Origin of the sequence: Microcoleus sp. A003_D6 (assembly GCF_036702825.1) — a bacterium.
In the GTDB taxonomy this organism is placed as follows: domain Bacteria; phylum Cyanobacteriota; class Cyanobacteriia; order Cyanobacteriales; family Microcoleaceae; genus Microcoleus.
Genome location: NZ_JAUBWA010000024.1, coordinates 18,846 through 31,134, shown reverse-complemented (window position 1 = coordinate 31,134; position 12,289 = coordinate 18,846). Strand labels below are relative to the sequence as shown.

The following is a 12,289-nucleotide window of genomic DNA, read 5'->3' as shown; positions in this document are numbered from 1 at the left end:
GGGTGTACTTCATAAACCTGGAATCCGCTGTATTTGTGCAATACAGCACCTCGATAGGGACACAATAATGTTGTGTCCTGTGTTGTCGGCCATTGAGAATTGCTATATTTATCCTATTGACACTCTCAGGTCTAAAGACGCTGAGATTCTTGATTCATAGAAGCGATTTGCTGATACAGGATTTCTCCAACATCAGTAGAGATCGCTTCTCCACAAGCGTTACCTAGATTTAGTCTAGAGGTTTCGGTCTGCCCGACCGTACCCAATCCTCGACTTAAGATATTTCTAGCTGCATTGAAATCCCTATCAAGACTACAACCACACTGACAAACGTGAGTTCTTGTCGATAGCGTTTTCCTGACAATTGCACCGCAGTTAGAGCATTCTTGGCTAGTGTATTGCGGATTTACCGCAACCGTTACTTTCTCAAATACTTTGGCAAAGTATTCAATCCAGACACGAAACTGATACCAAGATGCGTCGTTAATCGACTTAGCTAGACAGTGATTCTTCACCATGTTCTTAATCCTCAAATCTTCGTAGGCTATCAAGTCGTTAGACTGAACTACGCACCGTGCTAATTTCACAGCATGGTCTTTACGTTGTCTACTTATTTTGAGGTGGCGCTTGCTGAGAATCTGTCTAGATTTGCCTCTGTTTCTTGAACCCTTAACACGCTTTGACAAGCATTTCTGGGCTTTCTTAAGCCTGCGCTCTCCTTTTCTGAGGAAACGCGGGTTTTCAACAGAAATGCCATTCGAGTCTGTGTAGAACTCTTTTAGTCCCACATCTAATCCAATGGCATTTTGGTTTTTTTTTACAACTTCACAACGGTCAACATCAATACAAAACTGAACATAATAGCCACCTGCACGTTTGACCAATCTCACCCGTTTGATTTGGTTGAATTGATAAAAGTGTAAATTTCTTGTTCCTTTTAACTTCAGTTTCCCAATTCCGTTTTTGTCTGAAAAAGTGATTGATTTTCGATTATCTGCAAGTTTCCATCCAGTTGTTTTGTACTCAACAGAGCGGTTATTTTTCTGAAACTGTGGGAACCCTTTTTTCCTGACAACCTTCTTTTTGCAGTTGCTTGTGCTGAGCGAAGTCGAAGTATCGTAAAAGCGTGAAATAGCAATCCATGCTCGTTCTGCACTAGCTTGACGAGCTTGGCTATTTAGTTTATTGCAGAACGGAAATTCTTTCGCTAAAACTGCACAATATTTACTCAGCTCGTTTTTGCCGATTTTTACATTGTCCATCCACAAACGAATGCTTTTGTTTCGGATGAATTGTACAGTCCGTAACGCTTCATCAACAGCATTAAATTGTTGTGAATTTCCGTATGCTTTAAACTCAAAAACTAACATGATTGCGACCTAATCACGATTTACTTATTTTACATCTTGGGATTTGAGTTGTCAATTGTTTTACGCTTGATTGATAAACTCTTAATAAGAAAGACACGGGGACTAAAGTCCCGCGTGCCACTTTCATCTCAGGACTAAAGTCTCTGAGCTTTCCGCTTTCCGTTCGTTTTTTTGTAACTGGTTAACGTTTGGGTTTCTTCACATCAATAATTTTCGGTTTCACCGCCGGAGTGCGCGGATAAAACTTAAACTTATTGAGCGCAGCACTTGCCGATTTGGCCACACCGCTATCTGTATCTCGCAAAGCTTTTTGCAACAGCGGAATCACTTTTTCTGACTTAATCATTGCTAGTGCTTCCACAGCAGCTTCGCGCACCTCCGGGTGAAAATCTCGAGCTAATTTTCCCAAGGTTTCTATTGCTCGCTGACCTTCGGCTCTCAGAGCATTAGCAGCAGCCATTTTACCTAAAGCAGACGCTGCAAACTTGCGGGTTTCTGTGTCCTGACTTTGAACGCATCCCATCAACTGCGCCAGCGAATAGCTTGGTCTGGCAATTGGAAGCTGTTGTGCTGCTTCGGGTTGATGTAAATCAATTGATTGTGGTTGCGAATAATCTGTGTAATTTAACTCTTGTTCAATTTCTGTTTGATTTAACTCCCTTGACTGTTCCTGCCAAACTTCTTGTGGTTGTAAATCTTCTCCAAATTCTGTGGGATTTAACTGACTGAACTGCTGCTCCGGCACTTCTTGTTGTTGTACATTACTCTCGTATTGCTCTTGCAAAGACCTGATAGTAGCTTGCATTTGAGCTTCGTGAGCTTTCAACTGCTCGTTAGCCGCTTGCAACTGACTCTCGTATTGCTGTTGCAAAGCCTCCACAGTTAACTGCATCTCAACCTCGCGGTTCTCATATTGCTCGGCAGTTTGCCTCAATCGAATTTCGTGATCGTTTTGCAGGCTTTGCAAATGTTGCTCGATCTGAGATTGATAATTTTGATGCAATTCGTCAGCAACTCTGAGTAAATGATGTTCGTGTTCTGCTTGCAAAGATTGGATACTTTGCTGTAGCTTAGCATTGTTAGCGGCTTCTAATTCCTCGCTGATTTGTCGCAGCTCGTGCTGGTGTGCGCCAGCAACTTGTTGGAGCTGAATGTCGCGTTCTGCCTGAACTTGTTTGAGCTGATTTTCGTATTGAGCTGCAACTTGTTTGAGCTGATTTTCGTATTGGGTAGTAACTTGTCTGAGTAAATTTTCGTGTTCGACAGTAGCTTTTCTAAGCTGATTTTCCCGTTCTTCTTGCTGAGATTCGACAGCTTGTTGCACCCGAGACATCTGAGCTAATTCTATTTCCTCAGTAATTCTGTGAGTTTGCTGCAAGTATTCTTGCTTTTGCTTGTTTAACCGCTTTTCCAACAACCAGTAAGCAACTGCTATCCCTGCCAAAAAACCTACGATCGCTCCTATAATACCCACTACTGAGATCCTCCCGACAAAATGGTTGTGCTGGACTTTTTACATTTAACCATACAGCCTCCTGTAACCGCCCAATAACAGCAGCCAGGCTGTCACTCCCAGCCAGTGAACCGCCACCGCAGGCCAGATAGAACCGCTTTGCAGGTACGCGATGGAGCACGCACCTCCCAAAATTGCCGCCAGCAGCAAAAATACTGGATTCATAAAGGTCGATCGACCAACCGGATAAAAAGTTAGCGCGTTCAGCGGGTGGTAAATTATAAAAAGAGCCAAACTCGCGCATCCCCAAAACCACAGCATTAACTCAGAAGCATTCTCGGAGGGGTGCGGCAGCATCAATACGCGGAACAATAATTCCTCGGTGATACCGGGACTTAACAAACAGCCCATCAGCACTGCTACAATTGTACGCCCAGAAGTTTGCAGGTCTACTTTCAGAAATCCCGACCAAAAACCGACGGGAAGGGCGATCGAAGTGTAAACTAACGCAAGCATTGCTGCAACCAGCCAATCAGTGAAATCGGGAATAGTTGAAAAAGCGTAAGTGATGCGGCGCCCCAGCAATCCCAGCAGCACGATCGCACTAAAATTTAACATAATCAAACCGATCGTTAAAGTTTTTCAAGAGATATTACCAGAGCGGAATCGGCGGTTGAAACCGCTGTCGAGAGTCAAACGAAGTCCACTCCGAGCAGACTAAAGAATAAAGGGGATAAAAAGCCCGGATTTGGTATTATCAATTAGCAATGACTAGCAACTCGAGCTAATTTAGCGAACAACTGAGCAACTTTGGTCAAATCTTTATCTCCCGGCGCTATTTCTACGCCGCTAGAAAGGTCAACACCGCTGAAGTTATTGCCGATCGCGCTATCAATTGCATTTAAAACATTATCCGCTGTTAAACCGCCCGCCAGCAGCCAAGGACACTGCGGTCTAAACTCTGCTAACATCATCCAGTCGATCGTTTTACCAGTACCGCCCAATTGCTCTGGATGGTAAGCATCCAGGAGCAAAGTATCGACACGAACAGCATAAACAGCAGCGGCTGCTAAAGTTTCACGATTCTTAACTCTCAGGGCTTTGATAATTTCAATTCCCGGCAAAAACTCGCGCAGCCGATCGCAATATTCCGCTGTTTCATCTCCGTGCAACTGCACCCCGCTTAAATTTGACTCTGCCGCTACTTGACAGATATTTTCTATTGTGGTGTTCGCAAAAACGCCGATGCGATCGACATTTTCCGGCAACTGCTCGACAATCAGGCGAATTGTTTCTGGGCTGACATAGCGCGGGGAAGCCGGCACGCAGATAAACCCCAAAGCTTGGGCTCCCAAGCTGGCGATCGCAATTCCTTGGTCTAATTTAGTGATTCCGCAAATTTTAACCCGCACTCTTCCTCCTCGGTTCCGAATTTGTATCAAAATATCAACGAATTGTTAACTATTAAAACAAATCTTAGTTTAATGCAAACCGCTTTTTATAATTTTGGAAATCAATTTAGCTGTGAAATCAGGAGATAAAAACGTGATCGACTCATCTTTGCTCTTAGCCGTACAATCTACCGCTCCCTCAACGCCGGAGTGGTCGCCACTGGTAGGACTGACAATGATTTTATGCAACTTGCTGGCGATCGCGATCGGCTACTACGGCATAAACAAGCAAAACCGAGGCAAGGGCCCAGCTTTACCCGTTGCAGTGCCTGGAATGTTCAAAGGCTTCGGCATACCAGAATTGCTGGCAACAACCAGCTTCGGCCACTTGCTAGGGGCTGGAGTAATCTTGGGCTTAGGAAACGCCGGAGTTCTTTAAAAATCAGGGCAAGGGGAAAGGCAAGGGGATAATCCACAGTGTATTGTTTTCTAACAAACACCCATATTTGCTCACAAATGCGCTAAAGTAAGTGGATGGCATACGTACCACTGAGAAAAGCAGTCGAATTTCTAGGCTTGCACGCAAATACCCTAAGAAAATATGCAGACGAAGGGAAGATCAAAAGCATCAAAAACGAAGCAGGGCAAAGACTCTACGATGTCGAGTCCTACCAGCGCGGTGCAATTGGAACTACCCTTGTTTGTTACTGCCGAGTCAGTTCAACCAAACAGCGAGACGACCTTGCCAGACAAGTTGAATTCATGCGACAGCAGTACCCAGACGCCGAAATCATCCAAGATATCGGCTCAGGAATCAACTTCAAAAGGAAAGGACTGCAATCCTTATTGGTCAGATTTATGCGCGGCGAACAGCTCACGGTTGTTATTGCCTGTCGCGACAGATTGTGCAGATTCGGATTTGAATTATTCGAGTTCATGGCACAGCAAAACGGTGGACAAATCGTGGTTCTCTCAAACCCTGTTTACTGCCCAGAAACCGAAATCACAACGGATCTTCTTGCCATCCTTCACGTCTTCAGTTCCAGAATGCACGGACTCAGGAGTTACAGCAAGAAAATCAAGGAAGATCCGGCTATTCCCAAACCCTGAACAAAAAGCCCTAATTAAGCAGTGGTTTGGCGTAAGTCGTTTTGTTTACAACACGACTATCAAATACCTGTAAGAACCGGGTACAAAAGCAAATTGGTTGACAATTAAAACTGGAATACTCAACAGCTTGCCGGAATGGGCAAAGACTGTGCCTTTCCAGATTAAATCAATTGCCATTAAAGATGCTTGTTCGGCTGTAAAATCAGCCAAACAGGGATTCGGTAAAGATGGTAAAATTCGCAAGTGCAAATTTAGAAGCAGAAAAGACACCAAACAGTCTATTTACGTGCGGAAGTCGGCAATAAAAGACTGCGGTGTCTATCATTCAATTCTAGGTAAATGCAAGCTTAAAGAAAGCTTGCCGGAAACATTTAGCGATGGCAGGTTGACGCTTACTTATGGCGAATACTACCTAATTGTTTCCGAATTCGTGCAGCAAGCCAAGACCGATAACCAAGGTCGGCTGGTTGCCTTAGATCCCGGTGTCCGCACGTTCATGACATTTTTCTCTGAAGATTCTTACGGCTGGTTGGGAAATGATTCTAATTTGTACCTTCAGAAATTATGCTTCCGATTAGACAAGTTGGTATCAAAGATTTCCAGTGCTTCTAGCCAGCAGAAAAGAAGATTAGACCTCTTGCAAAAGTCCTTTTAATCAAATTTTGGAACGGGCAAGATCCCCATTCCACAAGAAAAAAACTTTTTGTGGGATGGGCATCTTGCCCGTCCCAGCTATTTTTGCAAGAGGTCTATTCAAGAAAACCGCTAGTAGACTTCGTTGTAAAATCAAGAATCTGGTCAAAGAGCTTCACCACAAAGTAGCTAAGTTTTTAGTTGAGAATTTTGATGTAATTCTGCTACCCACATTCGAGACTTCTAGGATGGTATCTAAGTCGCGCCGCAAGTTAAGAAACAAAACAGTGAGACAGATGCTGACTTTAAGTCATTACGAGTTTAAAACTTTTCTGAAGTGGAAAGCTTGGGAAAACTCGAAGCTGGTGATTGACTGCAACGAAGCTTATACTTCTAAAACTGTGTCGCGGACGGGCGAAATTGTTAAAAATCTAGGTGGCGCTAGGACTATTAAGTCTCAAGTCACTGGGTTGAAGATGGATCGGGATCTAAATGGTGCTCGCGGGATTTTATTGCGGGCAGTGGTTGATACGCCTTTGTTAAGGGATTCCCTTAATTTATATGTTTGTTAGCATTCGTTAGCAAAAAAGTATCGGAAGAAAAGATATAATAGAAACTCTTTCTTCCTCTCATGCGGCAGGAAACTTTCATGCAGACAGGTTGGCGAATCGGAACTTTATTTGGCATCCCCCTAGTTATAGATTACTCGTGGTTTATAATTTTAGCCCTAGCAACCCGCCAATACGCCAGCAGTTACCGCTTGTGGGGACCTGCGCTCTCGTGGAGTGCCGGGTTGGCCATAGCTCTGCTGCTGTTTGCTTCCGTGCTCTTGCACGAACTCGGACACAGCTTGGCGGCAATGTCGCAAGGCATTAAAGTTAATTCTATTACCCTATTCTTATTTGGTGGAATTGCATCGATCGACTCGGAATCAAAAACTCCCGGTCAAGCTTTTCAAGTAGCCATTGCCGGCCCTCTCGTCAGCTTTGCGCTATTTATAATCCTCGGTTTGGGTTCTCAAGTTCTCCCTCAGACAAGTTTGATTGCAATTGTGGCAGAAAGGGTAGCAGAAATTAATTTAGTTTTGGGATTATTTAACTTAATTCCCGGCCTGCCTTTGGATGGAGGACAAGTTTTAAAAGCAGCAATTTGGAAAATCACCGGCTCTCGATTTGCAGGCGTTCGCTGGGCGGCAAAAACAGGACAAGTTTTAGGTGGGCTGGCCGTTGCTTTCGGTCTGAGTTTATGCTTGTTAGCGCGCGAGTACAGCGGCTTGTGGATTGCGCTGATCGGCGGGTTTGGGATTCGCAATGCGCTAGCCTACAGCCGCTTTGCTTCGTTGCAAGAAGCCCTGCTCAAAATTAAAGCCGGCGATGCGATGAGCCGCGAGTTTCGAGTTGTAGATGCAGATTTGAGCCTGCGAGAATTTGCCGATCGATATTTGTTAGAAGTCAATCCGTTTCCATTTTACATTGCTGCGACCAACGGGCGAGATTTGGGCTTAGTGTCGATCGACGATATCCGCTGCACAGAACGCAGTCAGTGGCCAATTCAGACTTTGCACAACATTTTGAAACCCCTGGGAAAAACTCCCACAGTCTCAGAAAAAGCATCCATCGCAGAAGTGATTAACAGCATGGAAGCCCGTCAACTCCCCCGAATCATCGTCCTCTCGCCGATTGGTTCAGTAGCGGGGACGATCGATCGGGGCGACGTGGTTAAAGTTTTGGCAAAATACCTCAAACCGCAGATTTCAATCGCCGACATCAAGCGCAGCAAAGAAGAAAACAGCTATCCTCAAGGATTGCAATTAAGTGCGATCGCCAAAACTGCACAGGAAAATTAAAAATTTGGCAAGTTAAGATAGGGTGCATTTTTTCAAGGAAAGTTGAAAAAATAATTATCAATATGCCTAAATTTTTGCATCAATTTCATCATCATGTGAAGGGTAGAAGCTGGAGTTGGCAAAACTTAACTCATTCCTTCGCCTTCGCTGACTTGAAACCTCTTGCCATTACCTGCATTGCCGTGACGGGAACTCTATTAGGAGTGAGACATTTAGGCTGGTTGCAGCCACTGGAATTAAATGCTTTCGACCTCATGGTGCAGTTGCGTCCTGATGCGGGTCCTGACCCTAGGTTGCTGGTAGTAACAATCACCGAACAGGACATTAATACTATTGAAAAATGGCCACTTTCCGATCGCACTTTAGCAAAAGCGATCGCCGAAATAGCGCGTCTAGAACCCACAGCTATTGGCATAGATATGATTCGCAATACTCCCTACGAACCGGGCAATGCAGAATTGACGGCTCAATTCAAAAACCCCAAAGTAATCCCCATTACCTTGATCGGTAACTCTAAGCAAGATCCAGCGCCCCCACCTCCTAACATACCAGAGAAGCGGGTAGGATTTAACGATTTAGTCGTCGATCCAGACGGTATAGTGCGTCGCAATTTGATGTTTGCCAAGAATGGTAAAACGACACTGACTTCATTTTCAATGCGACTAGCTTTTGCCTATTTGGATAGCCAAAAAATAGATTCTCAACTAACAGAAAAACAAGAAATTAAGGCAAACAAAACAGTATTTTTCAAGTTGCGATCGGACTCAGGAGGTTATCAAACAATTAATGCCCAAGGCTATCAAGTCTTACTCAATTACCGCTCTGCTGAAAATATAGCAAAGACAGTGACACTAACTCAAGTTTTGGAACGAAAAGTCGATCCTAAATGGGTGAAGGGTAAAATAGTCTTAATCGGCGTTACAGCCCTAACTGTTAAAGATTTCTTTTCCAGCCCTTACAGCGCTACTGCAAGCGGAAACCGCCCGATGCCTGGGGTATTCATTCACGCAACAGCAACTAGCCAAATTCTCAGCGCAGTTTTAGACGGCAAAGGGCTATTTTGGTATTGGGACGAATGGCAAGAAATTCTCTGGATCGCTGTTTGGAGTGCCGTGGGCGGCTGTTTAGCTTGGCGGCTAGAAAATGCCCTAACTTTCATTGTCAGCGCGATCTCCGCTTTCGGCTCATTATTGGGATTCACCTTTTTCCTATTCACTCAACAGGGCTGGATACCTTTAATTCCCCCTGCTCTGGCACTTTTAATCACCCCAGGAGTCGTAGTAACCTATAAATACGAGCAGTCGAGGCAACAGCAACAGATTGTGATGAAATTATTAGGACAACAAACTTCACCCGCGATCGCAAATGCCCTGTGGAAAGAGCGCGTCCATCTACTTGAATCAGGGTTATTGCCGGGCCAAAAAGTTACTGCTACCATCATCCTCACCGACTTGCAAGGTTTTAGTACAATCTCCGAAAAACTACCACCAGAAGTGGTAATGAATTGGTTAAATGAGTATTTATCAGCAATGGCCCAAGAAGTCCAAGCACATCAAGGCGTGATTAATAAATTTACCGGAGATGGAATGCTCGCAGTATTTGGCGTACCCATTCCCCGCACCACTCCAGAAGAAATTGCAGAAGATGCTCGCCTCGCCGTATCTTGCGCTCTAGCCATCAGTTCCCGCTTGCCACAAATGAATCAAAATTGGAGCGATCGGGGTTTACCGGCCGCAAAAATGCGAGTAGGCATCTTTACAGGGCCTGTTATGGTGGGTAGTTTGGGAGGCACAACCCGTTTAGAATATGGAGTGATCGGCGACAGCGTAAATATTGCCTCTCGGCTCGAAAGCTGCGAAAAGGATCGGCAAGAGGACACTTGCCGGATATTGATTGCAGAAGAAACCTTACTGCATCTGGCAGACAAATTTGAGGTAGAATCTTGGGGAGCTTTGCCTCTAAAAGGCAGGGAACAAAAAGTTAATGTCTACCGGATTTTGGGAAGGAACAAGAAATAAAAAAAGAGAATCTATCCCTAAAAATTCATGGAGTTAGTATGCAAACATTTACTAAGTTTATCCTCAATCTGACATTTGTTGGCTCAATAGTATTGATAGCAATACTTAATGCTTCCCAATTAGCAGTTGTGGGACAGCCGACTCCAAACAACGTAGATGGCAAGCCACCCACTCAATCGGGAGGGCCGCGCTTCGTTCAGCCCCGTGAAGATATTGACGAGCGCCCCCCCACTCAACCGGGACGCCCTGTGCGCGGTGGCTGCGCGAGCATTAGTCAGCTAAGTCTCACAGCCTTAGTGCCTAAAAATAAGATCGGACGGACTGTTTCCGACTATCCAACATTGTTTTTCTACTTACCTCAAACAGAGGCAGAATTAGCCGAATTTATCCTAGAAGATCAAAGCGGCAACCAGATTTATAAACAGGATCTCAAAATTAGCAATTTATCAGGGGTGATCGGCGTTAGTATCCCCGCTAACAAAAATGTGCCGCCCTTGGAAGTAGGCAAAAGTTACCGTTGGAATTTTACAGTGATTTGCGACTCTCAAGACCGATCGGCAGATCTGATCGAAAGCGGTACTGTACGGCGAGTTGAACTGAGTGCAGATATCCGCAGTCAATTAGATGCGGCAGATCCGCGCCAGAAAACGGTTATTTATGCTGAAAATGGGATTTGGCAAGATGCTCTGAGCACTCTAGTTGCTGCTCGTCGCGCTAATCCTAATGATGCAGAATTAGTTGCTGATTGGAAAATCTTGCTGGATTCTGTGCAATGGGGCGAAATTGCGGCAGAGCCGATCGTTCCAATTGAGGCGCAGCCCTAGTTTATTAGACCTCTTGCAAAAATAGCTGGGACGGGCAAGATGCCCATCCCACAAAAAGTTTTTTCTGTTGTGGGATGGGCATCTTGCCCGTCCGAAAATTTGCTTAAAAGGACTTTTGCAAGAAGTCTATTGCATAGTTCTGGACGCATGGGGCCGAGAAACCGGGTTTTTTTACGAAAATACTTCGTTAGAGTCCGCAGCCAAGGCAAAAAACCCGGTTTCTTTGGTCGGAGTGCGTCCAGGAGTCTATGGCTTCCCATTCCTCATCCGAAAGCGGCTGCACCTCCAAATCAATCCCAAAACAGCGAGAAGCCGCCGCACTCAAAACATCAATTACAGTTGCGATCGAATCATCTCCCCCTTCAGATAGAGGTAATTGCACAGGAATTAATTCCTCCCCAAACACTTGAGAAAACAAACTAAGATCCGGCTGCAAACGCATCGAACCGTGCTGCAAAATAGCATCACCCCGTCGCAATTGCGCGCTACCAATTAACTTGCAGCCATCAAGTGTAACTAAATCCGCACCCGTCGCAGTACCAAAACAATTCGGATTGTGAATGTAACCCCTTCCAGCTTCCCCGTAGTGCAAATCCAAACCCATAGCCCTCCAACCCTCAATCAAAAACTCGCAAATAGTCTGATAAGCTTTCATACGGCTGCTTCCAAATCCCGACGCCACAACTGCATAAGTTAAATCCCCTTGGTGGAGCACGGCGCGCCCGCCGCTGGGCCTCCTCACCAACTCCACAGACGTTCCCCGCCAAGACAAATGCTGCCAAAACTCCGGCCACCGGCGTTGGTGGTAGCCCAAGGAAATCGCCGCCGGTTGCCAAGTGTAAAATCGCAGAGTTGGCGGATGTTTGCCCGCTAGATGCTGTTCCAGCAACCATTGGTCGATCGCCATCTGGACGCTACCAGACGCTTGTAGCAGCGGAATTAAACGCCAAACAGAATTAGCCATGAGTCCCCTGTCCTCAGTTTCTAGTCAATAATTCGCAGAATGTTTTAAAATTAGTAACAGTCTTTTGAGCCTGTTTTCTAAGTTTGTGTAAATTTTACAGAGCCAAGGCTGTAGAAATAAATAGAAAAAATAATCGCAGAACCATGAGCAACAGTGTAATTGTCATTAACGACGAAAAATTTGAAACAGAAGTGCTGAAAGCAGAGCAACCAGTGCTTGCCTATTTTTGGGCTGCTTGGTGCGGGCCTTGCAAACTGATCGCGCCTTCGGTAGACTGGGTGGCGGCCAACTACAGCGATCGCCTGAAAGTGGTTAAAATGGAAATTGACCCCAATCCTAACACTGTCAAGCAGTATAAAGTAGAAGGAGTCCCAGCTCTCAGGCTGTTTAAAAATGCCGAAGTAGTGCTTTCTCACGAAGGAGCTATTACTAAACAAACTTTGATCGGTTTGCTCGACGGTCACTTATAAATTTGGGAAATGATTCGGGAGCTGGAAACTCCCAACTCACAACTATAGCAATCGGAAAATTTTTTTTAACATCTCTCTTTTCTCCTCAACATTCCTCTCTTTCTCTGTGTCCTCTGCGCTCTCTGCGGTTAAAAAAACTTTCACCAATCAAAGAAAACTTTTGCTTTAACAATCATACAAAAAAATGATTAACATCCCCAAAAACTGACA

14 protein-coding genes are annotated in these 12,289 nt (G+C 45.0%); 9 read left to right on the top strand and 5 right to left on the bottom strand.

What is annotated here, in order from left to right:
* Positions 1 to 131 precede the first annotated feature (131 nt).
* The 4 genes from QUB70_RS09560 to QUB70_RS09545 all read right to left on the bottom strand — a co-directional run bounded on the left by QUB70_RS09560 (position 132) and on the right by QUB70_RS09545 (position 4,235).
* Entirely contained in the window at positions 132 to 1,370 is a 1,239-nt protein-coding gene (locus tag QUB70_RS09560; protein ID WP_332979889.1) for an RNA-guided endonuclease InsQ/TnpB family protein, read from the bottom strand.
* A gap of 181 nt (positions 1,371 to 1,551) precedes the next feature.
* Positions 1,552 to 2,844 (bottom strand): HEAT repeat domain-containing protein, encoded by a 1,293-nt coding sequence (locus tag QUB70_RS09555; RefSeq protein ID WP_332979888.1) that lies wholly within the window; start codon positions 2,842 to 2,844, stop codon positions 1,552 to 1,554.
* 45 nt (positions 2,845 to 2,889) lie between these two features.
* Positions 2,890 to 3,441, bottom strand: coding sequence for a CPBP family glutamic-type intramembrane protease (locus QUB70_RS09550; protein WP_332979887.1), 552 nt, complete (start codon positions 3,439 to 3,441; stop codon positions 2,890 to 2,892).
* Between the two features lie 143 nt (positions 3,442 to 3,584).
* A complete protein-coding gene (locus QUB70_RS09545) occupies positions 3,585 to 4,235 on the bottom strand; it encodes a phosphoribosylanthranilate isomerase (protein ID WP_332979885.1) in 651 nt (216 codons plus the stop codon).
* A gap of 133 nt (positions 4,236 to 4,368) precedes the next feature.
* On the opposite strand from QUB70_RS09545, the gene psaK reads away from it, so the two are divergent.
* The 8 genes from psaK to QUB70_RS09510 all read left to right on the top strand — a co-directional run bounded on the left by psaK (position 4,369) and on the right by QUB70_RS09510 (position 10,645).
* Positions 4,369 to 4,653: a photosystem I reaction center subunit PsaK gene (gene psaK / locus QUB70_RS09540; RefSeq protein WP_332979884.1), complete on the top strand. Its 285-nt coding sequence runs from the start codon at positions 4,369 to 4,371 to the stop codon at positions 4,651 to 4,653.
* Between the two features lie 95 nt (positions 4,654 to 4,748).
* The gene (locus QUB70_RS09535; protein WP_332979883.1) at positions 4,749 to 5,324 is read left to right on the top strand and encodes an IS607 family transposase; all 576 of its coding nucleotides are present in this window, start codon (positions 4,749 to 4,751) and stop codon (positions 5,322 to 5,324) included.
* The gene (locus QUB70_RS32665) at positions 5,302 to 5,397 is read left to right on the top strand and encodes a helix-turn-helix domain-containing protein (RefSeq protein ID WP_442927750.1); all 96 of its coding nucleotides are present in this window, start codon (positions 5,302 to 5,304) and stop codon (positions 5,395 to 5,397) included. Before QUB70_RS09535 ends, QUB70_RS32665 begins: the two co-directional genes overlap by 23 nt.
* Before the next feature lie 24 nt (positions 5,398 to 5,421).
* A complete protein-coding gene (locus QUB70_RS09530) occupies positions 5,422 to 5,979 on the top strand; it encodes a hypothetical protein (protein WP_332979881.1) in 558 nt (185 codons plus the stop codon).
* A 226-nt stretch (positions 5,980 to 6,205) separates the two neighbouring features.
* Complete coding sequence (locus QUB70_RS09525; protein ID WP_442927748.1) at positions 6,206 to 6,529, top strand: zinc ribbon domain-containing protein; 324 nt, start codon at positions 6,206 to 6,208, stop codon at positions 6,527 to 6,529.
* Between the two features lie 77 nt (positions 6,530 to 6,606).
* Positions 6,607 to 7,803, top strand: a complete 1,197-nt coding sequence (locus QUB70_RS09520; protein WP_332979880.1) for a site-2 protease family protein — start codon at positions 6,607 to 6,609, stop codon at positions 7,801 to 7,803.
* A gap of 62 nt (positions 7,804 to 7,865) precedes the next feature.
* Positions 7,866 to 9,821, top strand: a complete 1,956-nt coding sequence (locus QUB70_RS09515; protein WP_332979879.1) for a CHASE2 domain-containing protein — start codon at positions 7,866 to 7,868, stop codon at positions 9,819 to 9,821.
* A gap of 38 nt (positions 9,822 to 9,859) precedes the next feature.
* Positions 9,860 to 10,645 (top strand): DUF928 domain-containing protein, encoded by a 786-nt coding sequence (locus tag QUB70_RS09510; RefSeq protein ID WP_332979878.1) that lies wholly within the window; start codon positions 9,860 to 9,862, stop codon positions 10,643 to 10,645.
* Positions 10,646 to 10,832: 187 nt separating this feature from the next.
* On the opposite strand, the gene QUB70_RS09505 is transcribed toward QUB70_RS09510, so the two are convergent.
* Entirely contained in the window at positions 10,833 to 11,609 is a 777-nt protein-coding gene (locus QUB70_RS09505; protein WP_332979876.1) for a lipoate--protein ligase family protein, read from the bottom strand.
* A gap of 143 nt (positions 11,610 to 11,752) precedes the next feature.
* Between QUB70_RS09505 and QUB70_RS09500 the strand changes: the two genes are divergently transcribed.
* Positions 11,753 to 12,079 carry a thioredoxin family protein gene (locus QUB70_RS09500; protein WP_332979875.1) on the top strand — a complete coding sequence of 109 codons (327 nt, stop codon included), beginning with the start codon at positions 11,753 to 11,755 and terminating at the stop codon, positions 12,077 to 12,079.
* The last annotated feature ends 210 nt before the right edge of the window (positions 12,080 to 12,289 follow it).

Excerpts from the sequence above, each read along its gene's own strand:
- QUB70_RS09560 (WP_332979889.1), bottom strand. The coding sequence starts at position 1,370 with ATGTTAGTTTTTGAGTTTAAAGCATACGGAAATTCACAACAATTTAAT.
- QUB70_RS09550 (WP_332979887.1), bottom strand. The coding sequence starts at position 3,441 with ATGTTAAATTTTAGTGCGATCGTGCTGCTGGGATTGCTGGGGCGCCGC.
- QUB70_RS09535 (WP_332979883.1), top strand. The coding sequence starts at position 4,749 with ATGGCATACGTACCACTGAGAAAAGCAGTCGAATTTCTAGGCTTGCAC.
- QUB70_RS09525 (WP_442927748.1), top strand. The coding sequence starts at position 6,206 with ATGGTATCTAAGTCGCGCCGCAAGTTAAGAAACAAAACAGTGAGACAG.
- QUB70_RS09520 (WP_332979880.1), top strand. The coding sequence starts at position 6,607 with ATGCAGACAGGTTGGCGAATCGGAACTTTATTTGGCATCCCCCTAGTT.
- QUB70_RS09515 (WP_332979879.1), top strand. The coding sequence starts at position 7,866 with ATGCCTAAATTTTTGCATCAATTTCATCATCATGTGAAGGGTAGAAGC.
- QUB70_RS09510 (WP_332979878.1), top strand. The coding sequence starts at position 9,860 with ATGCAAACATTTACTAAGTTTATCCTCAATCTGACATTTGTTGGCTCA.
- QUB70_RS09505 (WP_332979876.1), bottom strand. The coding sequence starts at position 11,609 with ATGGCTAATTCTGTTTGGCGTTTAATTCCGCTGCTACAAGCGTCTGGT.
- QUB70_RS09500 (WP_332979875.1), top strand. The coding sequence starts at position 11,753 with ATGAGCAACAGTGTAATTGTCATTAACGACGAAAAATTTGAAACAGAA.